The organism is Shinella zoogloeoides (genome assembly GCF_003574625.1).
In the GTDB taxonomy this organism is placed as follows: Bacteria; Pseudomonadota; Alphaproteobacteria; order Rhizobiales; family Rhizobiaceae; genus Shinella; species Shinella zoogloeoides_A.
Genome location: NZ_QNUJ01000015.1, coordinates 47,905 through 67,217, shown reverse-complemented (window position 1 = coordinate 67,217; position 19,313 = coordinate 47,905). Strand labels below are relative to the sequence as shown.

Annotated in this window: 17 protein-coding genes; 15 read left to right on the top strand and 2 right to left on the bottom strand. The window is 66.0% G+C overall.

Annotation, left to right across the window (positions count from 1 at the left end):
- The first annotated feature begins 15 nt into the window (after positions 1-15).
- From sucD to DSD28_RS24155, 9 genes are all read left to right on the top strand, one after another.
- Positions 16-918, top strand: coding sequence for a succinate--CoA ligase subunit alpha (gene sucD / locus DSD28_RS24195; protein ID WP_119258990.1), 903 nt, complete (start codon positions 16-18; stop codon positions 916-918).
- 116 nt (positions 919-1,034) lie between these two features.
- Entirely contained in the window at positions 1,035-4,031 is a 2,997-nt protein-coding gene (locus DSD28_RS24190) for a 2-oxoglutarate dehydrogenase E1 component (RefSeq protein ID WP_119258989.1), read from the top strand.
- 49 nt (positions 4,032-4,080) lie between these two features.
- Positions 4,081-5,313 (top strand): 2-oxoglutarate dehydrogenase complex dihydrolipoyllysine-residue succinyltransferase, encoded by a 1,233-nt coding sequence (odhB, locus tag DSD28_RS24185; protein WP_119258988.1) that lies wholly within the window; start codon positions 4,081-4,083, stop codon positions 5,311-5,313.
- Between the two features lie 74 nt (positions 5,314-5,387).
- Positions 5,388-5,813 (top strand): MAPEG family protein, encoded by a 426-nt coding sequence (locus DSD28_RS24180; RefSeq protein ID WP_119258987.1) that lies wholly within the window; start codon positions 5,388-5,390, stop codon positions 5,811-5,813.
- Between the two features lie 32 nt (positions 5,814-5,845).
- Positions 5,846-6,487 (top strand): LysE family translocator, encoded by a 642-nt coding sequence (locus tag DSD28_RS24175; protein WP_119258986.1) that lies wholly within the window; start codon positions 5,846-5,848, stop codon positions 6,485-6,487.
- Between the two features lie 3 nt (positions 6,488-6,490).
- A complete protein-coding gene (locus tag DSD28_RS24170; RefSeq protein WP_119258985.1) occupies positions 6,491-6,976 on the top strand; it encodes a hypothetical protein in 486 nt (161 codons plus the stop codon).
- The gene (locus tag DSD28_RS24165) at positions 6,973-7,725 is read left to right on the top strand and encodes an SDR family oxidoreductase (protein ID WP_119258984.1); all 753 of its coding nucleotides are present in this window, start codon (positions 6,973-6,975) and stop codon (positions 7,723-7,725) included. Before DSD28_RS24170 ends, DSD28_RS24165 begins: the two co-directional genes overlap by 4 nt.
- Positions 7,726-7,748: 23 nt before the next feature.
- Positions 7,749-9,155 carry a dihydrolipoyl dehydrogenase gene (gene lpdA / locus DSD28_RS24160; RefSeq protein ID WP_119258983.1) on the top strand — a complete coding sequence of 469 codons (1,407 nt, stop codon included), beginning with the start codon at positions 7,749-7,751 and terminating at the stop codon, positions 9,153-9,155.
- 82 nt (positions 9,156-9,237) lie between these two features.
- Positions 9,238-9,732 carry a DUF2867 domain-containing protein gene (locus DSD28_RS24155; protein ID WP_119259046.1) on the top strand — a complete coding sequence of 165 codons (495 nt, stop codon included), beginning with the start codon at positions 9,238-9,240 and terminating at the stop codon, positions 9,730-9,732.
- Here DSD28_RS24155 and DSD28_RS24150 read toward each other — a convergent pair.
- Together DSD28_RS24150 and DSD28_RS24145 are read right to left on the bottom strand one after the other, a co-directional pair.
- On the bottom strand, positions 9,716-10,798 hold the full coding sequence (locus DSD28_RS24150; RefSeq protein ID WP_119258982.1) for a TraB/GumN family protein: 1,083 nt from the start codon (positions 10,796-10,798) through the stop codon (positions 9,716-9,718). The two genes, DSD28_RS24155 and DSD28_RS24150, sit on opposite strands and share 17 nt — an antisense overlap.
- Before the next feature lie 62 nt (positions 10,799-10,860).
- A complete protein-coding gene (locus DSD28_RS24145) occupies positions 10,861-11,796 on the bottom strand; it encodes a tyrosine recombinase XerC (protein ID WP_119258981.1) in 936 nt (311 codons plus the stop codon).
- Positions 11,797-12,077: 281 nt separating this feature from the next.
- On the opposite strand from DSD28_RS24145, the gene DSD28_RS24140 reads away from it, so the two are divergent.
- From DSD28_RS24140 to DSD28_RS24115, 6 genes are all read left to right on the top strand, one after another.
- Positions 12,078-13,211: an AAA family ATPase gene (locus DSD28_RS24140; RefSeq protein WP_119258980.1), complete on the top strand. Its 1,134-nt coding sequence runs from the start codon at positions 12,078-12,080 to the stop codon at positions 13,209-13,211.
- A 58-nt stretch (positions 13,212-13,269) separates the two neighbouring features.
- Positions 13,270-15,474, top strand: a complete 2,205-nt coding sequence (locus DSD28_RS24135; protein ID WP_119258979.1) for a primosomal protein N' — start codon at positions 13,270-13,272, stop codon at positions 15,472-15,474.
- A 103-nt stretch (positions 15,475-15,577) separates the two neighbouring features.
- Positions 15,578-15,961, top strand: a complete 384-nt coding sequence (locus DSD28_RS24130) for a DUF4345 domain-containing protein (protein WP_119258978.1) — start codon at positions 15,578-15,580, stop codon at positions 15,959-15,961.
- 262 nt (positions 15,962-16,223) lie between these two features.
- Positions 16,224-16,790 (top strand): F0F1 ATP synthase subunit delta, encoded by a 567-nt coding sequence (locus DSD28_RS24125; RefSeq protein ID WP_119258977.1) that lies wholly within the window; start codon positions 16,224-16,226, stop codon positions 16,788-16,790.
- Positions 16,790-18,319 carry a F0F1 ATP synthase subunit alpha gene (atpA, locus tag DSD28_RS24120; protein ID WP_119258976.1) on the top strand — a complete coding sequence of 510 codons (1,530 nt, stop codon included), beginning with the start codon at positions 16,790-16,792 and terminating at the stop codon, positions 18,317-18,319. The genes DSD28_RS24125 and atpA overlap by 1 nt, the downstream gene beginning before the upstream one ends.
- Before the next feature lie 100 nt (positions 18,320-18,419).
- Complete coding sequence (locus DSD28_RS24115) at positions 18,420-19,301, top strand: F0F1 ATP synthase subunit gamma (protein WP_119258975.1); 882 nt, start codon at positions 18,420-18,422, stop codon at positions 19,299-19,301.
- Positions 19,302-19,313 lie beyond the last annotated feature (12 nt).

Below are 19,313 nucleotides of genomic sequence, written 5' to 3'. Positions count from 1 at the left end.
AAGGACCCAGACCTCATGTCGATTCTCGTCAACAAGAACACCAAGGTCCTCGTTCAGGGCCTGACCGGCAAGACCGGCACCTTCCACACCGAACAGGCGCTCGCCTATTACGGCACGCAGATGGTCGGCGGCATCCACCCGAAGAAGGGCGGCGAAACCTGGACCGGTTCCAAGGGCGAAAGCCTGCCGATCTTCGCTTCCGTCGCCGAAGGCCGCGAGAAGACCGGTGCGGACGCATCCGTGATCTACGTTCCGCCGGCAGGTGCCGCGGACGCGATCATTGAGGCTATCGATGCGGAAATCCCGTTCATCACCTGCATCACCGAAGGCATCCCGGTTGCCGACATGGTGCGCGTCAAGGCCCGCCTCGACCGCTCCAAGTCGCGTCTGCTCGGTCCGAACTGCCCCGGCATCCTGACGCCGGAAGAATGCAAGATCGGCATCATGCCGGGCTCGATCTTCCGCAAGGGTTCGGTCGGCATCGTCTCGCGCTCCGGCACGCTGACCTATGAAGCCGTCTTCCAGACGTCCAACGAAGGCCTCGGCCAGACGACGGCCGTCGGCATCGGCGGCGACCCGGTCAAGGGCACCGAGTTCATCGACGTGCTTGAGATGTTCCTGGCCGACGACGCCACGACCTCGATCATCATGATCGGCGAAATCGGCGGCTCGGCCGAGGAAGATGCGGCGCAGTTCCTCATCGACGAGGCCAAGAAGGGCCGCAAGAAGCCGATGGCCGGCTTCATCGCGGGCCGTACCGCTCCGAAGGGCCGCACCATGGGCCACGCCGGCGCTGTCGTTTCCGGCGGCAAGGGCGATGCGGAATCCAAGATCGCGGCGATGGAAGCTGCGGGCATCCGCGTTTCGCCTTCGCCGGCACGCCTCGGCAAGACCCTGGTCGAAGTCCTCAAGGGCTGAGAAACGAAACGAGGGGAGGCCGGCTGAAATGCCGGCCTCTCTGGCTCTTCCCGGCAAGATGTGCCGGGCAGTCACAACACGATCGTTCGGGAGGCGGGCGGCGCCCGCAGAGAACCATGGCACGGCAAGACGCCAACGAACAATTCCTGGCCACGTCCTTCCTCGACGGGGCGAACGCAGCCTATATCGAACAGCTCTATGCCAGCTACGAGGCGGATCCCGCCTCCGTCGGCGAGGAATGGCGGACCTTCTTCAAGGCCCTCGAAGACCAGCCCTCCGACGTGATCAAGGCGGCCAAGGGCGCCTCGTGGAAGCGCGCGAACTGGCCGATCGTCGCAAACGGCGAACTCGTCTCGGCGCTCGACGGCAACTGGGGCATGGTCGAGAAGGTTCTCGAAAAGAAGGTCCAGGCGAAGGCCGAGGCCGTCGCCGCGCAGACCGGCGCGCCGGTCAACCAGGCCGACGTCAACCAGGCGACGCGCGATTCCGTGCGCGCCATCATGATGATCCGCGCCTATCGCGCCCGCGGCCACCTGCATGCGAAACTCGACCCACTCGGCATCGCCGCCCCGGTCGAGGACTATCACGAGCTTTCGCCCTCGAACTACGGTTTCGAGGAGAAGGATCTCGACCGCAAGATCTTCATCGACAACGTGCTCGGCCTCGAATACGCGACCGTGCGCGAAATGGTCGAAATCCTCGAGCGCACCTATTGCTCGACCATCGGCGTCGAGTTCATGCACATCTCCAACCCGGAAGAGAAGGGCTGGATCCAGGAGCGCATCGAAGGCCCGGACAAGGGCGTCGACTTCACCGTCGAAGGCAAGAAGGCGATCCTGCAGAAGCTGATCGAGGCGGAAGGCTTCGAGCAGTTCATCGACGTCAAGTACAAGGGCACCAAGCGCTTCGGCCTTGACGGCGGCGAGGCGCTGATCCCGGCGCTGGAGCAGATCATCAAGCGCGGCGGCCAGATGGGCCTCAAGGAAATCGTGCTCGGCATGGCGCACCGCGGCCGCCTCAACGTCCTGACCAACGTGATGGCCAAGCCCCACCGTGCCGTTTTCCACGAGTTCAAGGGCGGCTCCTACGCGCCCGACGACGTGGAAGGCTCGGGCGACGTGAAGTACCACCTCGGCGCCTCCTCGGACCGTGAGTTCGACGGCAACAAGGTGCACCTTTCGCTGACCGCCAACCCCTCGCATCTGGAGATCGTCAACCCGGTCGTCATGGGTAAGGCCCGCGCCAAGCAGGACCAGATGGCGACCGTCTTCGAGGGCGACATCATTCCGCTGCGCGAACGCGCCAAGGTCATGCCGCTGCTGCTGCACGGCGATGCGGCCTTCGCGGGCCAGGGCGTCGTTGCCGAGATCCTCGGCCTTTCGGGCCTGCGCGGCCACCGCGTCGCCGGCACCGTGCATGTCATCATCAACAACCAGATCGGCTTCACCACGAACCCGGCCTTCTCGCGCTCCTCGCCCTATCCGTCCGACGTGGCGAAGATGATCGAGGCGCCGATCTTCCATGTGAACGGCGACGACCCGGAGGCGGTGACCTATGCCGCCAAGGTCGCGACCGAATTCCGCATGACCTTCCACAAGCCGGTCGTGCTGGATATCTTCTGCTACCGCCGCTTCGGCCATAACGAAGGCGACGAGCCGGCGTTCACCCAGCCGAAGATGTACAAGGCGATCCGCGCCCACAAGACGGTCGTCAATCTCTACGGCTCGCGCCTGATCGCCGAAGGCGTCATCACCGAGGGCGAATTCGAGAAGATGAAGGCCGACTGGCGCGCCAACCTCGAAACCGAATTCGAGATCGGCCAGTCCTACAAGCCGAACAAGGCCGACTGGCTCGACGGCGTGTGGTCGGGCCTGCGCTCGGCCGACAACCAGGACGAACAGCGCCGCGGCAAGACCTCGGTGCCGATGAAGCAGCTCAAAGAGATCGGCCGCAAGATCGCGACGATCCCCGAAGGCTTCCACGCCCACAAGACCATCCAGCGGTTCATGGACAACCGCATGCAGATGGTCGAAACGGGCGAGGGCATCGACTGGGCGATGGGCGAGGCGCTGGCCTTCGGCACGCTCTGCGTCGAGGGCACGAAAATCCGCCTGTCCGGCCAGGACTGCGAGCGCGGCACCTTCTCGCAGCGCCATTCGGTTCTCTACGATCAGGAGTCCGAAGACCGCTACATCCCGCTTGCCAACCTCTCGCCGACGCAGGCGCGCTACGAGGTCATCAACTCGATGCTCTCGGAAGAAGCGGTGCTCGGCTTCGAATACGGCTACTCGCTGGCCCGCCCGAACGCGCTCACCCTGTGGGAAGCCCAGTTCGGCGACTTCGCCAACGGCGCGCAGGTCATCTTCGACCAGTTCATCTCGTCGGGCGAACGCAAATGGCTGCGCATGTCGGGCCTCGTGTGCCTCCTGCCGCACGGCTATGAGGGGCAGGGTCCGGAGCACTCCTCCGCCCGCCTCGAACGCTTCCTGCAGCTCTGCGCGGAAGACAATATGCAGGTCGCCAACGTCACGACGCCGGCGAACTACTTCCACATCCTGCGCCGCCAGGTGAAGCGCGACTTCCGCAAGCCGCTGATCATGATGACGCCGAAGTCGCTGCTGCGCCACAAGCGCGCCGTCTCCTCGCTGTCGGAAATGGCGGGCGAAAGCTCGTTCCATCGCCTGCTGTGGGACGATGCCGAGGTCATCAAGGACGGCCCGATCAAGCTCCAGAAGGACGCCAAGATCCGCCGCGTCGTGATGTGCTCGGGCAAGGTCTATTACGACCTTCTGGAAGAGCGCGAGAAGCGCGGTATCGACGACGTCTACCTGCTGCGCCTCGAACAGCTCTACCCGTTCCCGGCCAAGGCGCTGATCAACGAGCTCTCCCGCTTCCGCAACGCGGAGATGGTGTGGTGCCAGGAAGAGCCCAAGAACATGGGCGCCTGGGCCTTCATCGACCCGTATCTGGAATGGGTGCTGGCGCATATCGACGCCAAGTACCAGCGCGTGCGCTATACCGGCCGTCCGGCCGCCGCCTCGCCGGCGACGGGCCTGATGTCCAAGCATCTCGCGCAGCTTGCCGCCTTCCTCGAGGACGCACTGGGCGGCTAAGCCGCCCGGTTCCCCTAACGCAAAGACACGAACGAACGGAACTCAACTCATGGCTACCGAAATCCGCGTCCCGACTTTGGGCGAATCCGTCAGCGAAGCGACCGTCGGCACCTGGTTCAAGAAGGTGGGCGACGCCATCAAGGCCGACGAGCCGCTCTGTGAACTGGAAACCGACAAGGTGACGATCGAAGTGCCGGCCCCGGCCTCCGGCGTCCTGTCGGAAATCACCGCCAATGCCGGCGACACCGTCGAGCCGGGCGGCCTGCTCGGCCAGATTGCCGAGGGCGCTGCCGCCGCCGCTGCTCCGGCCGCTGCCGAGAAGGTCGAGAAAGCTGCCGCCGCGGCACCTGCCGCCGAGGCCAAGCCCGCTGCCGGCGCGTCCTCCATGCCGCCCGCTCCGGCCGCTGCCAAGCTGCTCGCCGAAAACAACATCGCGGCCGATCAGGTCGATGGTTCCGGCAAGCGTGGCCAGGTGCTGAAGGGCGACGTCATCGCCGCCGTCGCCAAGGGCATCACGGCCCCCGCCGCCTCGGCCGAGCCGGTCAAGGTTGCCGCCCGTCCGGCCTCCTCGGCGGCCGACGCGCCGCGCGAGGAGCGTGTGAAGATGACGCGCCTGCGCCAGACCATCGCCAAGCGCCTCAAGGACGCGCAGAACACTGCCGCCATGCTGACCACCTACAACGAGGTGGACATGAAGGCCGTGATGGACCTGCGCAGCCGCTACAAGGACATCTTCGAGAAGAAGCACGGCGTGAAGCTCGGCTTCATGGGCTTCTTCACCAAGGCCGTCACCCACGCGCTGAAGGAACTGCCGGCCGTCAACGCCGAGATCGACGGTACGGACATCATCTACAAGAACTACTGCCATGTCGGCGTCGCCGTCGGCACGGACAAGGGCCTCGTGGTCCCGGTGGTGCGCGATGCCGACCAGATGTCGATCGCCGAGATCGAGAAGGAAATCGGCCGTCTCGGCAAGCTCGCCCGTGACGGCGCGCTGTCGATGGCCGACATGCAGGGCGGTACCTTCACCATCTCCAACGGCGGCGTCTACGGCTCGCTGATGTCCTCGCCGATCCTCAACGCCCCGCAGTCGGGCATCCTCGGCATGCACAAGATCCAGGAGCGCCCGGTCGTCGTCGGCGGCCAGATCGTCATCCGTCCGATGATGTATCTCGCGCTCTCCTACGACCACCGCATGGTCGACGGCAAGGAAGCCGTGACCTTCCTGGTGCGCGTCAAGGAAAGCCTGGAAGACCCGGAGCGCCTCGTTCTCGATCTCTGATCGTTCGCGAGACCGAAGCCGCCCCGTAGCAGGGGCGGCTTCGACCGAGCCAGAAGCCAGGAAGCGCAATTGCCATGGACCTGTCCTCCCTTTCCGCATCGCCTTTCCTGCCGATGGTCGGCTGGAGCGCCGTTCTCCTCGCTGTCCATGTCATGCTGCAGGCCTTCACGATGAGCGCGGAAGCCGCAAGGACGATGGGCGCATCGTGGAATCCCGGGCCGCGCGACGTGGACTTCAAGCCTTCCGGCAAGATCGCCGGCCGCGCCGCGCGGGCATCCGGCAATTTCCGCGAGACCTATCCGGCCTTCATCGCGCTGGCGCTGGCCCTCGCGCTGAGGGGCGATGCCTCAGGCTGGGGCATTGGCGGCGCCTGGTTGTGGTTTGCCTGCCGTATCGTCTACATTCCGCTCTATCTGGCTGGCGTGCCCTATGTCCGCTCGCTGGCATGGGTCGGCTCGATGCTTGGCCTTGCCGCGATGTTCGCGGCGCTGGTCTCTTGACGGCGGCTTGCGCCTGAAACGGAGCAGATGCGATGCATCCCTATCTCTTCGAACTAGCTTCCCTGATGGCGATCTTCGCCTTTGCCATCGTCTCTCCCGGCGCGGACCTTGCCATGGTCATGCGCCAGTCCATCGTGCAGGGACGGCGCGCGGCAATCGTCACGTCCTTCGGCATCGGCGCGGCGCTGATGCTGCATGTCACCTATACGATCCTCGGGCTCGGCCTCATCATCTCGCAGTCGATCTACCTCTTCAACATCGTGAAGTGGTGCGGCGTCGCCTATCTCGTCTATATCGGCATCAAGGCGCTGCGCGCCGGCAAGGCTGATCTTTCCGTCGAGGCGATGGGCGGTGAGGAGGACAGGGGCCGGCAGACGGCGCTGCGCGCCTTCGGCCTCGGCTTCCTTGCCAATGCGCTCAATCCCAAGGCCGTCTTCTTCTTCCTGTCGATCTTCTCGACGGTCGTCGGCGCCCATACGCCGATCGCCGTCAAGTTCGGCTACGGCCTCGTCATGGCGACCTGCCTCATCGCCTGGTTCGTCGGCGTCTCGCTGTTCATGACGACACCGAAGATGCAGGCCGCCTTCTCGCGCATGAGCCAGTGGATCGACCGCACGAGCGGCCTCGTCTTCATCGCGCTCGGCATCAAGCTCGCCACGGAAAAGGCCCACTGACGAATGCGCGCCGCCCTCGTCCTTGCCGGATTGCTCGCCGCGACCGCCGCCTCCGCAGCGGAATGCCGGCAGGAGCATGCGATCTATGCGGATCGCGACGGGGGCTATGAGCTCGCCTTCGAACCCGTCGGCTCCGACGCCGCGGTGACCACGCATCACTTCAAGCTGAAGGTCCTGGCCAGCGATACGGTGCTCGACGGCATGGTCATGCCGGGCGATCCGGCGCGCTCGAACGGCATGGCCATGCACGATTGCCCCGAGGGCGATTCCACGGGTGAGGAGATCGCCGCCTGCACCGTCTGGGAAGGCGTGATCTACGCCCTTGCCGGCGGCGATGCCGCGCTCCTGCCGGAAGAGGGCAGGCCGGCGGCCGAAACACTTCTTCTTTCCGGCTTCGGCGCCTCGCTGCGCTATTCGAAACTCTGGGACGAGGGCAAGGCGAGCGCCGTGCCGTGGGACGTCTTCAAGCGGAAGGGATGCAAGGCATGAGCGAGGCGCCCGTTCTTCTCGTCACCGGCGGCAGCCGCGGTATCGGCGCAAGCGTCTGCCGCATGGCGGGCGCTGCCGGCTGGCAGGTCGCGGTGAACTATGTCTCCAATGTCGCGGCGGCCGAGGCGGTGGTGGCGGAGATCCGCGATGCCGGCGGCTCGGCAATCCCCGTTCAGGGCGATGTCGGCAGCGAGCTTGGCCTTGCCAATATCTTCTCGACCATCGACGGCACCTTCGGCCGGCTGGACGGCCTCGTGAACAATGCGGGCATCGTCGCCACGCCGCAGCGCGTCGACGAGATGTCCGCCGAGCGGCTGGAGCGCATGTTCGCGGTCAACGTCATGGGCTCGATCCGCTGCGCGCAGGAAGCCGTGCGCCGCATGTCGACCCGCCGTGGCGGAGAGGGCGGTTCCATCGTCAATGTCTCGTCGGTCGCCGCGCAGCTCGGCGGGGCGGGGCAATATGTCGACTACGCCGCCAGCAAGGGCGCCATCGAAAGCTTCACCATCGGCCTTGCCCGCGAGGTCGCGGCCGAGGGCATCCGGGTCAATCTCGTGCGCCCCGGCATCATCGACACCGAGATCCACGCCTCCGGCGGCCTGCCGGATCGTGCTCGCGACATGGCCTCGCTCATCCCGATGCAGCGGCCGGGCACGGCCGACGAAGTCGCCCACTCCATTCTCTATCTTCTCTCCGACGCGGCATCCTATGTGACGGGTGCCGCCCTCAACGTCAGCGGCGGCCGCTAGGCCCCGCGCAGGAAGGACTTGCCATGGCATATGATCTCATCGTTATCGGTTCCGGCCCCGGCGGCTATGTCTCAGCCATCAAGGCGGCCCAGCTCGGCCTGAAGGTCGCGGTCGTCGAGAAGCGCGCGACCTATGGCGGCACCTGCCTCAATATTGGCTGCATCCCCTCCAAGGCGCTGCTGCACGCCTCCGAGACCTACAGCCACGCCGCCCACGGCATGGAGGCGCTCGGCATCGAGGGCGTGAAGCCCACGCTGAACCTGTCGAAGATGATGGCGCACAAGGATGCGACGGTGAAGTCGAATGTCGACGGCGTCGCCTTCCTCTTCAAGAAGAACAAGATCGACGGCATCCAGGGCACCGGCAAGGTGCTCGGCGCGGGCAAGGTCTCCGTCACCAGTGACAAGGGCGAGGAACAGGTCCTGGAGACGAAGAATATCGTGATCGCCACGGGGTCGGACGTCGCCGGTATTCCGGGCGTTCCGGTCGAAATCGACGAGAAGGTCATCGTCTCCTCGACGGGCGGCATCGCGCTCGACAAGGTGCCGGGCCATCTGGTGGTCGTCGGTGGCGGCGTCATCGGCCTCGAGCTCGGCTCTGTCTGGGCCCGCCTCGGCGCCAAGGTCACGGTCGTCGAATATCTCGACGCCATCCTCGGCGGCATGGACGGCGAGGTCTCCAAGCAGTTCCAGCGCATGCTCGCCAAGCAGGGCATGGACTTCAAGCTCGGCGCCAAGGTGACGGGCGTTACGAAGTCCGGCTCTGGCGCGAAGGTGACCTTCGAGCCCGTCAAGGGAGGCGATGCCACCACCATTGACGCCGACGTCGTGCTGATCGCGACGGGCCGCAAGCCCTACACGGAAGGCCTCGGCCTTGCGGAAGCCGGCGTCACGCTCGACAGCCGCGGCCGTGTCGAGATCGACAAGCACTTCCAGACCAACGTTCCCGGCATCTACGCCATCGGTGATGTCGTTCGCGGCCCGATGCTCGCACACAAGGCGGAGGACGAGGGCGTCGCCGTCGCTGAGATCCTCGCTGGCCAGGCCGGCCATGTGAACTACGACGTCATCCCCGGCGTCGTCTACACCCAGCCGGAAGTCGCCTCCGTCGGCAAGACGGAAGAGGAGCTGAAGGCTGCAGGCGTCGCCTACAAGGTTGGCAAGTTCCCCTTCACCGCCAACGGCCGCGCCCGCGCCATGCTGGCGACGGACGGCTTCGTGAAGGTGCTCGCCGACAAGGAGACGGACCGCGTGCTCGGCGTCCACATCGTCGGCTTCGGCGCCGGCGAGATGATCCACGAGGCGGCCGTCCTCATGGAATTCGGCGGTTCCTCCGAGGACCTCGGCCGCACCTGCCACGCGCATCCGACCATGTCGGAAGCCGTCAAGGAAGCCGCGCTCGCGACCTTCGCCAAGCCGATCCATATGTGATGGCGACAGGCGGCTGCGACAACCGGCCGCCTGTCCTGCCCGTTCGAACAGGCGCAGCATGCAGGCACTCAAGGAGGCCTGCATGTCGCCCGTGTCGAGACCCGTCTCGCTGCCCCATCCCATTCTTCCCGCCGCCGACTGGGCGGATCGCTTCACGCTCGGCCTTGCGGTCGAGGGGCTGACGGCGCGGGAGGCGGCGCGGCTGGCGCTGGAGCATCCGCCGGGCTGGGTGCGCAGGCTCATGGTGCTGCGCAACGCGCTGGTGGCGCCCTTCGGCCTCAAGGGGGCGGCGGAAAGGGTGGCGACGTCGGAGACGGAGATCGGCGGTTTCCCGGTGGTCAGCGCCAGCGACGGCCGGGTCGTCCTCGGCTTCGACGACCGGCATCTCGATTTCCGCATCGTCATCGACGTGTTGCAGGACCGGCCGAGCGGCCAGACCCTTTCCGTGATGACACTGGTCCATCGCAACAACCTGATCGGCCGGCTCTATCTCGCGGCGGTCATGCCGTTCCACAAGCTGATCGTGCGCAGGATGCTGTCGGGCATCGGCGAGCGGGTCCTCACTTCACCGCGGTGACCGAAAAACCTTCCTTGCGCAGCAGTTCGACGACGCCTTCCGGGCCTGCCAGATGCAGCGCGCCGACGGCCATGAAGACATTGCCTTCCGCAAGGATCGGCGCGGCGCGTGTCGCCATCACATGGTTGCGGTCGACGATGATGCGCTGCTCGAAATCCGCATAGGCCTTCGCGTCCTCGGTCGTCTCGGGCGCGGCGGCGCGCATCATCGGCATGATCATGCCGGTGTCGCCGGCAAGATAGAGCTGGCTCATCGTCTCGATGACGTCCGTCAGCTTGTCGCCGAGTTCGACCGCCTGCACGAGGCCCTGGATCTGCGGCTCGACCGGCAGGGAATCGAGGGCGGAAATCTGCTCGATGAGCGTTTCGAGGCCCTTCAGCGTCTTGCCTTCGGCAAGCGCATCCTTGGCGAGGCGCTGGTCGAGGAAGGCGGCGCCGGCCGTCTTGCGGGCGATCTCGCAGGCCGGCAGCGCGACGAAGCTGGCGATCATCCACGGCTTCATGCGGCTGACGGCGGCAAGCGACAGGCCGCGGCTCTTCAGGCCCTCCGCCAGCCTTTCCGCTTCGGCCTTGTCGATGAAGTCGGTGATGGACTTGCCGTCCGCGAACATGGTGAGGTCCGGGCGGGCCATGATCGTCGCGCCGGCCTTCTTCTCGTCGGCGATCTCGTCCGATTCGACGATGACTGTCGAAGCCGCGGCATAGGCGGTGCGGGCGGCCTCCGGCATGGCGAGCACGCGCGGGTCCGTCACATGCATGGTGCCGAGCAGCCAGGAGGCGGGGCGGCCATCCCTCTCGATCTTCCAGAAGATGCCCTTGCCGTTGGGCAGCGCGTCGGCCTCGGCGCGCAGCTTCGCATAGCCGGCGGGATCGTCCTTCTCGTACTGGACCAGCAGGTTCTCGCCGCCGCAGGCCGGCGGCTCCTGCGCATGCGCCGGGGAAAGGGTCGCCAGCACGAGGAGGAAGGACAGGGCGAGGAGGACGTTGATGGCGGCGAGCAGCCAGAGGCCCGCATCGGCGGCCCGGTCGGCGAGCGCCAGTCGGGTTTTGTGAAGAAGGACTGTCATGGTCGAACGCTCCGAATTTCGCCGGACCCTAGCCGTCCTCCTCCTCACAATCCCTTAACGGATCAGGCGCGGGGATGGGCACGGTCGTAGATTTCGAGCAGGCGCGCCGAATCGACGCCGGTATAAACCTGCGTGGTGGAAAGGCTGGCGTGGCCGAGCAGTTCCTGGATGGTGCGCAGATCCCCGCCGCCGGCGAGCAGATGGGTGGCGAAGGAATGGCGCAGCGCATGGGGCGTCGCGCTGTCCGGCAGGCCGAGCGCGCCGCGCAGCTTCTGCATCTCGCGCTGGATGATGGCGGGCTGCAGGGGGCCGCCACGCGCGCCGCGGAAGAGCGGTCTGTCTTCGCCGAGCGGGTAGGGGCAGAGCTTGATATAGTCCTCGACGCCCGTGCGGGCCGGCGTAATCAGCGGCACGATGCGTGTCTTGCCGCCCTTGCCGGTGATGCGCAGCGATGCGGGGCTGCCGGCAAAATCGGCGGGGGTCAGCGACAGCGCCTCGGAGATGCGCAGGCCGCAGCCGTAGAGGAGGGCCAGGACCGCCGCATTGCGCACGCGGATCCAGGGTTCCTCGGCCAGTTGTTCATGGGCATCGACGACGGCGATGGCCTGCCGGTCCGACAGCGGCTTGGGCAGGGATTTCGGCTGCCTGGGCGAGCGCACCGCGGTCGCGCCCGCGGCATTGGCAAGGCCCTTGCGCTCGAGATGGCGCAGGAAGGAGCGCAGGCCCGCAAGGCCGCGGCCGAGCGTGCGCGCGCCGGCGCCGTCGCGGCGACGGGCAGCGAGGAAGCCGCGCAGGTCCGCCGGGCGCAGGGCCTCGATGTCCTTGAGGCTGGCAGGGGCGGCGATATGTTCGGTGAGGAAGGCGAGGAACTGGCGCGTGTCGCGCTCATAGGCTTCCAGCGTGTTGTCGGAAAGCCGGCGCTCGCCGGCAAGCGCCGCAAGCCAGCCTTGCCGCTCGGCCATGAGCGCCGGATCGGCGATGATGAGAAGTTCGGTCATGTCCTGCCTCCGGCATTTGCAAGGCTATCGCATAGGAAATTCGAGGTTTCCGCCCTCTCCTTCTCCCCTCGGGGAGAGGTGGCCCGAAGGGTCGGATGAGGGGGATGGAGAGACGCCCTCCTTGCACGTGCGATAGCCTTCTGGCGTTCGGGACAGGATGGGCGATGCATGGCTAAGGAATTGCTAACGTTCCGCGCCGGGGCTGGGCAAGCATGGCCGCCTTCCTCTAGACATGGTGGCTCGTATAGAGAGAGAGCTTTCTTCCGCATCCGGGTAAGCGCATGCTGCTTCGTTCCATGTCCGCCGAAAACTACAGGTCGCTCCGCTCGATCCGCATGGATCTCGGGCGGGTGAACCTGTTCGTCGGCGAGAATGGGGCCGGCAAATCGAACCTCTATCGCTCGCTGCAACTGGTGCAGGCCGCGGTGCGCGGCACCTTCGCCCACGAGATCGCGGCGGAGGGCGGCATGGCTTCGGCGCTGTGGACCGGCAGGCGGCGGGCCAACGAGCCGGTGCGCATCCGGCTGGAGACGGAACTGCTCGACGAGGACCGGGCGATCACCTTCCGCTACCGCGTCGAGGCGGGGTTGCGCCCGCCGAAGGCGTCGGCGGGTTTCGCCTTCGAGCCGCAGGTGAAGGCCGAGGAGCTTTCCATTGAAACCGGCCGCCGGCCGGTGACGGTGATGAAGCGCGCGGGGCCGGGGATCATGGTCCGGGACGAGACCGGGCGCATGGTCGAGCATCCCGAGCAGGCGCTGACCTCGGAAACCGCGATCGCCCTTCTCGGCGATGCCGGGCACTATCCCGAGATCGGAACCTTCCGCCGCGCGGTGTCGCAATGGCGCTTCTTCCACGGCTTCCGCTCGGATCGCGGCTCGGCGCTGCGCCAGCCCTGCCTTGCCGTCACCGCGCCGCTGCTCGACGAGGACGGCGCCAACATGGCGGCGGTCTTCGCGACGCTCGTGTGGACGCGGGAGGATACGGTCGATCTCGACCGCGCCGTCGCGGAGGCCTTCGGCGGGGCGAAGCTTTCCGTGCCGGAGCCGGAGGAATTCGCATCCTTCGGGCTGGTCTTCCCGCAGTTTCCGCAGCGCGTCTTCCAGCCGCGCGAACTCTCCGACGGGCAGATCCGCTTCCTTTCGCTCGCCGCGGCGCTGCTCTCCTACCGCACGCCGCCGCTGATCGCGCTCAACGAGCCGGAGGCGAGCCTTCATCCCGACATGCTGCCGCCGCTCGCCGGCATGATCGCGCGGGCGGCGGAGACGAGCCAGATCTGGATCGTCACCCATTCCGAACGGCTGGCGCAGGAGGTGGAGGCGCGCTGCGGGGTGCGAGCGAAGCGCGTCGTGCGCAACGACGGGGCCACCTGGATCGACGGCATGCGGCTTACCGGCGAAATGGACGAGGACGAATGAGCGGCGCGGCGATCTTTGCGGTTCTCTTTGCGCGACGGCGGGGGCATCTTCGCGGGAAATGAGCAGCGATTCGACCAACCTCTTCGGGGAAAGGCTTTTTCCACGCACCGTGCCCGTCCTTGTGCCGGTGCCGACGGCCGTCGCCTATTCCTATACGGTGCCGGAGGGCATGGCGGTGGAGCCGGGCTCCATCGTGCAGGTGCCGCTCGGCCCGCGCCTTGTCGCCGGCGTCGTCTGGGACGGCGGGGATGACGGCAGGGTCGATCCGAAGAAGCTGCGGCCCATCGAGAAGGTCTTCGACTGCCCGCCGCTTTCGAAAGAGATGCGCGATTTCCTCGACTGGGTCTCCGCCTATACGGTGACGCCGCCGGGCCTCGTCGCCCGCATGGCGCTGCGCGCGCCGGCGGCCTTCGATCCGGAGCCGATGATCGAGGGCCTGCGCTTCACCGGCCACCGGCCGGAGCGGCTGACGAGCGCGCGCGAGCGCGTATTGGAAATGGTCGAGGACGGCATCCCGTGGACCCGGTCGGGCCTTGCCCATGCCTCCGGCACCTCGACGAGCGTCATCGACGGGCTGGTGAAGCAGGGCAGTTTCGAGACCGTGTTCCTGCCGCCGCCGCCGGTGGTGGCCGCGCCCGATCCCGATTATGTCGCCCCGCGGCTCGAAGGGCCGCAGACGGAGAGCGCGGCCGATCTGGTCGAGAGCGTGCGCAAGGGCGGCTTTTCCGTCTCGCTGATCGACGGCATCACCGGCTCGGGCAAGACGGAGGTCTATTTCGAGGCGATCGCCGAGACGTTGCGGCAGGGCCGGCAGGTGCTCATCCTCTTGCCGGAAATCGCGCTGACGGCGAGTTTTCTCGAGCGCTTCCACGACCGCTTTGGGGCCAAGCCGGCGGAGTGGCATTCCGATCTTGCCCCGCGCATCCGCGAAAAGGTCTGGCGGCAGGTGACGACGGGGGATGTGCGGGTGGTGGCCGGCGCGCGCTCGGCGCTGTTCCTGCCTTTCGAGAATCTCGGCCTCGTCATCGTCGACGAGGAGCACGACCCGGCCTACAAGCAGGAAGACCGCGTCTTCTACAATGCCCGCGACATGGCGGTGGTGCGGGCGCGCATCGGCGATTTCCCGGCCGTGCTCGTCTCGGCGACGCCGTCGGTCGAAAGCCGGGTCAACAGCGAGGTCGGGCGCTACCGCAAGCTGCACCTGCCGACGCGCTACGGCGATGCGGCGCTGCCGGACCTGCACCTCATCGACATGCGCCGCCATCCGCCGGCGCGCGGCGGCTTCCTCTCGCCGATCCTCCTGCGCGGTATCGCCCGCACAATCGAGAAGGAGGAGCAGGCACTGCTCTTCCTCAACCGTCGCGGCTATGCGCCGCTGACGCTCTGCCGTGTCTGCGGCCATCGCTTCCAGTGCCCGCAATGCTCGAGCTGGCTGGTGGAGCACCGGTTCCGTGGGCAGATCCAGTGCCACCATTGCGGCTATGCCGAGCGCACGCCCGAGGCCTGCCCGGAATGCGGCACCTTCGATCATCTGGCGGCCTGCGGGCCGGGGGTGGAGCGCATCGCGGAGGAGGTGGAGCGGCATTTCCCGGAGGCGCGGACCATCGTGCTCTCCTCCGACCTCATGGGCGTCAAGCGCCTCAGGCTGGAGCTGGAGGCCATTGCGCGGGGCGAGGCGGATATCGTCATCGGCACGCAGCTCGTCGCCAAGGGGCACAATTTCCCGCTGATGTCGCTGGTCGGGGTGGTGGATGCGGATCTCGGCCTTTCCAACGGCGATCCGCGCGCGGCGGAACGGACGTTCCAGCTTCTCTCGCAGGTGACCGGCCGCGCCGGGCGCTCGGGCCTCAAGAGCCACGGCCTCATCCAGACCTACCAGCCGGCCCATCCCGTCATGCAGGCGATCGTTTCGGGCGATGCACAGGCCTTCTACGACCGCGAGATCGGCGAGCGAGAAAAGGCGTTGCTACCGCCGTTCGGGCGGCTCGCCTCGGTCATCGTCTCGGCCGACAGCCGCGGCGAGGCGGAGGCGCATGCGCGGGGGCTGCGACAGGCCGCGCCCCATGTCGACGGCATTTCGATCCTCGGTCCGGCGGAGGCGCCGCTGGCGCTGGTGCGGGGCCGCCATCGGTTCCGCCTGCTGGTGCACGGCCGGCGGGGCAGCGATATGCAGACCTTCCTGCGCGCCATGCTGGCGAACGGGCCCAAGGAGCGCGCCTCGCTCCAGGTCCAGCTCGATATCGACCCGCAGAGCTTCCTGTGAGGCGCAAGGTTAACAAAGAGTTGTGCGAATTGGCCCCGTGCGCTTCTGCGCGCCGGGCGCCTGTGCGATAGAAGGCCGCAGCAACCGACGGGAGAGACGCCAGATGGAATTCTACATCCCCACCGAGACCGGCGAGCTCCTGGCGTTCCTGGCGGCCATCGTCACGGGGCTTTTCGGCCTCTTCGTGCTCTTCGCGCCCGGCATGGCGCTCAAGTTCGCCGGGCTCCAGCCGAAGGAGGGCAGCCGTGAGGCCTATGCCTTCGCCCGTTCGGCCGGCGGTTTTCATGCGGGGCTTGCAATCGTGGCGCTGATGATGGCGCAGAGCTGGATCTACATGGCCATCGGTGGCGGTTTCGCGCTGGCCGCCTTCGGTCGCATCCTCTCCCTGATGTCGGACCGTTCCTTCTCGCTGAAGAACCTTCTCGCGCTCCTCGTGCAGGCGGTGCTCGCCGCCCTGCCGCTCGGCTACGCCTTCGGCTTCATCTGACCGGAAAACCGGGCCGCGAAGGCCCGCAGACGTGTAAATAGACCACGCGCAGTCAACTTTTGCCCCGACTGTGGCCGACTTATGGCGCATTCCTGCGTCCGGCGTGTTGCGAGTCCCGGTTTCGTATGCTAGACGAACCGCGAAATTCAGAAAAAGCGGGCGCCCGAGCCTGTGGGAACTGAAGATTACCGCAACGATTTCAGATGGTTAGGACCGTAGCTTCGCTACTGCCCAGCGCTCTGGATGATAAGAAGAGAAGCTTGTGCCCGTGGCAGACACATCCCAGCTTGTTTCCGGTGTTGCAGAAAGATACGCGTCTTCGCTTTTCGACCTCGCTCAGGAAGCCGGTTCGGCTGACAGTGTCGGTGCCGATCTCGCCCGTTTCCAGGCGCTGATCGACGAAAGCGACGACCTGAAGCGGCTGATCGCCAGCCCTGTCTTCTCCGCCGAAGATCAGACCAAGGCCATTGCCGCCGTCGCCGCCAAGGCCGGCATCACGGGCCTCGTGGCAAACTTCCTCAAGGTGGTTGCGTCCAATCGTCGTCTTTTTGCCGTTCCCGGCATGATCAAGGCGTACCGCGTCATCGCGGCCCGCGCCCGCGGCGAAATCACGGCCGACGTCACCTCGGCCCATGCGCTGACCGCAGCGCAGGAAAACGAATTGAAGGCGGCGCTGAAAGGCGTCACCGGCAAAGACGTGGCGGTTGCCGTCACCGTGGATCCGTCCATTCTCGGTGGTCTGATCGTCAAGGTGGGATCGCGCCAGATCGACACGTCCCTTCGCACCAAACTCTCTACTCTTAAGCTTGCACTGAAAGAGGTCGGCTGATGGATATCCGCGCCGCGGAAATTTCCGCAATTCTCAAAGATCAGATCAAAAACTTCGGCAAAGAGGCGGAAGTCTCGGAAGTCGGCCAGGTGCTTTCCGTCGGTGACGGTATCGCCCGCGTTTACGGCCTCGACAATGTCCAGGCCGGTGAAATGGTGGAGTTCCCCGGCGGCATCCGCGGCATGGCGCTGAACCTGGAAAGCGACAACGTCGGTGTCGTTATCTTCGGTTCGGACCGTGACATCAAGGAAGGCGACACCGTCAAGCGTACGGGCGCCATCGTTGACGTTCCGGTCGGTCCGGAACTGCTCGGCCGCGTCGTCGACGCGCTCGGCAATCCGATCGACGGCAAGGGCCCGATCAATGCCAAGCAGCGCGCACGCGTCGACGTCAAGGCTCCGGGCATCATTCCGCGCAAGTCGGTTCATGAGCCGATGTCGACCGGCCTCAAGGCCATCGACGCCCTGATCCCGGTCGGCCGCGGCCAGCGCGAGCTCGTCATCGGCGACCGCCAGACCGGCAAGACCGCCATCATTCTGGACACGATCCTGAACCAGAAGGCCATCCACGACAACGGCCCGGACGGCGACAAGCTGTACTGCGTCTACGTCGCCATCGGCCAGAAGCGTTCGACCGTCGCCCAGTTCGTGAAGGTTCTCGAAGAGCGCGGCGCTCTCCAGTACTCGATCATCGTTGCTGCAACCGCGTCCGACCCGGCGCCGATGCAGTACCTCGCACCGTTCGCCGGCTGCGCGATGGGCGAATACTTCCGTGACAACGGCAAGCACGCCCTCATCGGCTACGACGACCTTTCCAAGCAGGCCGTTTCCTATCGCCAGATGTCGCTGCTGCTGCGCCGCCCGCCGGGCCGCGAAGCTTACCCGGGCGACGTCTTCTACCTGCATTCGCGTCTCCTCGAGCGCGCTGCAAAGCTCAACGACGACATGGGCGCTGGCTCGCTGACGGCTCTGCCGGTCATCGAAACCCAGGGTAACGACGTTTCGGCGTTCATCCCGACCAACGTGATCTCGATCACCGACGGCCAGATCTTCCTTGAAACGGACCTGTTCTACCAGGGTATCCGCCCGGCCGTTAACGTCGGTCTGTCGGTTTCCCGCGTGGGCTCGTCCGCACAGATCAAGGCGATGAAGCAGGTCGCCGGCTCGATCAAGGGCGAGCTTGCCCAGTATCGCGAAATGGCAGCCTTCGCCCAGTTCGGCTCGGACCTCGACGCCGCGACGCAGCGCCTGCTCAACCGCGGTGCACGCCTGACCGAACTCCTGAAGCAGCCGCAGTTCTCGCCGCTGAAGACGGAAGAGCAGGTCGTCGTGATCTTCGCCGGCGTCAATGGCTACCTCGACAAGCTTCCGGTCGCACAGGTCGGCAAGTTCGAGCAGGGCCTGCTCGGCTACATGCGTTCCGAGGGCAAGGCTATCCTCGACACAATCCGCACGGACAAGGCCATCAGCGACGACACGAAGGGCAAGCTCAAGGCTGCTCTCGACGCCTTCGCCAAGACCTTCGGCTGAGCTGACGGTTCTAGCCCTGCGCGCTCACCGGCGCGCAGGCGCCCCGAACTTTGGATTTGACGCATGATCCCTCCGGATCGTGTTACAGGACGGAAAACGGATGCCTTCACTTAAGGATCTGAAAAACCGGATCGCCTCCGTCAAGGCGACGCAGAAGATCACCAAGGCGATGAAAATGGTCGCCGCGGCGAAGCTTCGGCGTGCCCAGGAAGCGGCCGAGGCCGCCCGGCCCTATTCGCAGCGCATGAGCGCCGTTCTCGCCAATATCGCCCAGGCTGTCGGCCAGGACGATTCGGCGCCGCGCCTGATGACCGGCACGGGCAAGGACGATGTCCACCTGCTCGTCGTCTGCACGGCCGAACGCGGCCTGTGCGGTGGCTTCAACTCGCAGATCGCGCGTCTGGCGCGTGACCATACCCGCAGGCTTCTGGCGAGCGGCAAGACGGTCAAGATCATCTGCGTGGGCAAGAAGGGCTTCGATATCCTGCGTCGCGAATTCGCTTCGCTGATCATCGACCGCGTCGACCTTCGCGAAGTCAAGCGCATCGGCTTCACCAATGCCGACGAGATCGGCCGCAAGGTCATCGGTCTCTTCGAACAGGGCGAATTCGACGTCTGCACGCTGTTCTATTCCGAGTTCAAGTCGGTCATCGCGCAGATCCCGACCACGCTCCAGCTCATCCCGGCCTCCGCTCCGGCGGCAGCTGCCGAGACGACCGGCGCAACGGCGATCTACGACTACGAGCCGGATGCCGGCGCGATCCTCGGCGACCTCATCCCGCGCAACATTTCGGTGCAGATCTTCCGGGCGCTGCTCGAGAACGTCGCCGGCGAAATGGGCGCCAAGATGAGCGCCATGGACAACGCGACCCGCAATGCTGGTGAGATGATCAACAAGCTGACGCTCAACTACAACCGTCAGCGCCAGGCTCAGATCACCAAGGAACTCATCGAAATCATCTCGGGCGCCGAAGCGCTCTAAGGACCAGGACAA

Coding starts and splice junctions, on each gene's coding strand:
- DSD28_RS24145 (WP_119258981.1), bottom strand. CDS start 11,796: ATGACCGAACTTCTCATCATCGCCGATCCGGCGCTCATGGCCGAGCGG.
- lpdA (WP_119258983.1), top strand. CDS start 7,749: ATGGCATATGATCTCATCGTTATCGGTTCCGGCCCCGGCGGCTATGTC.
- DSD28_RS24155 (WP_119259046.1), top strand. CDS start 9,238: ATGTCGCCCGTGTCGAGACCCGTCTCGCTGCCCCATCCCATTCTTCCC.
- DSD28_RS24170 (WP_119258985.1), top strand. CDS start 6,491: ATGCGCGCCGCCCTCGTCCTTGCCGGATTGCTCGCCGCGACCGCCGCC.
- sucD (WP_119258990.1), top strand. CDS start 16: ATGTCGATTCTCGTCAACAAGAACACCAAGGTCCTCGTTCAGGGCCTG.
- DSD28_RS24175 (WP_119258986.1), top strand. CDS start 5,846: ATGCATCCCTATCTCTTCGAACTAGCTTCCCTGATGGCGATCTTCGCC.
- DSD28_RS24135 (WP_119258979.1), top strand. CDS start 13,270: ATGAGCAGCGATTCGACCAACCTCTTCGGGGAAAGGCTTTTTCCACGC.
- odhB (WP_119258988.1), top strand. CDS start 4,081: ATGGCTACCGAAATCCGCGTCCCGACTTTGGGCGAATCCGTCAGCGAA.
- DSD28_RS24190 (WP_119258989.1), top strand. CDS start 1,035: ATGGCACGGCAAGACGCCAACGAACAATTCCTGGCCACGTCCTTCCTC.
- DSD28_RS24130 (WP_119258978.1), top strand. CDS start 15,578: ATGGAATTCTACATCCCCACCGAGACCGGCGAGCTCCTGGCGTTCCTG.
- atpA (WP_119258976.1), top strand. CDS start 16,790: ATGGATATCCGCGCCGCGGAAATTTCCGCAATTCTCAAAGATCAGATC.
- DSD28_RS24165 (WP_119258984.1), top strand. CDS start 6,973: ATGAGCGAGGCGCCCGTTCTTCTCGTCACCGGCGGCAGCCGCGGTATC.
- DSD28_RS24140 (WP_119258980.1), top strand. CDS start 12,078: ATGCTGCTTCGTTCCATGTCCGCCGAAAACTACAGGTCGCTCCGCTCG.
- DSD28_RS24115 (WP_119258975.1), top strand. CDS start 18,420: ATGCCTTCACTTAAGGATCTGAAAAACCGGATCGCCTCCGTCAAGGCG.
- DSD28_RS24150 (WP_119258982.1), bottom strand. CDS start 10,798: ATGACAGTCCTTCTTCACAAAACCCGACTGGCGCTCGCCGACCGGGCC.
- DSD28_RS24180 (WP_119258987.1), top strand. CDS start 5,388: ATGGACCTGTCCTCCCTTTCCGCATCGCCTTTCCTGCCGATGGTCGGC.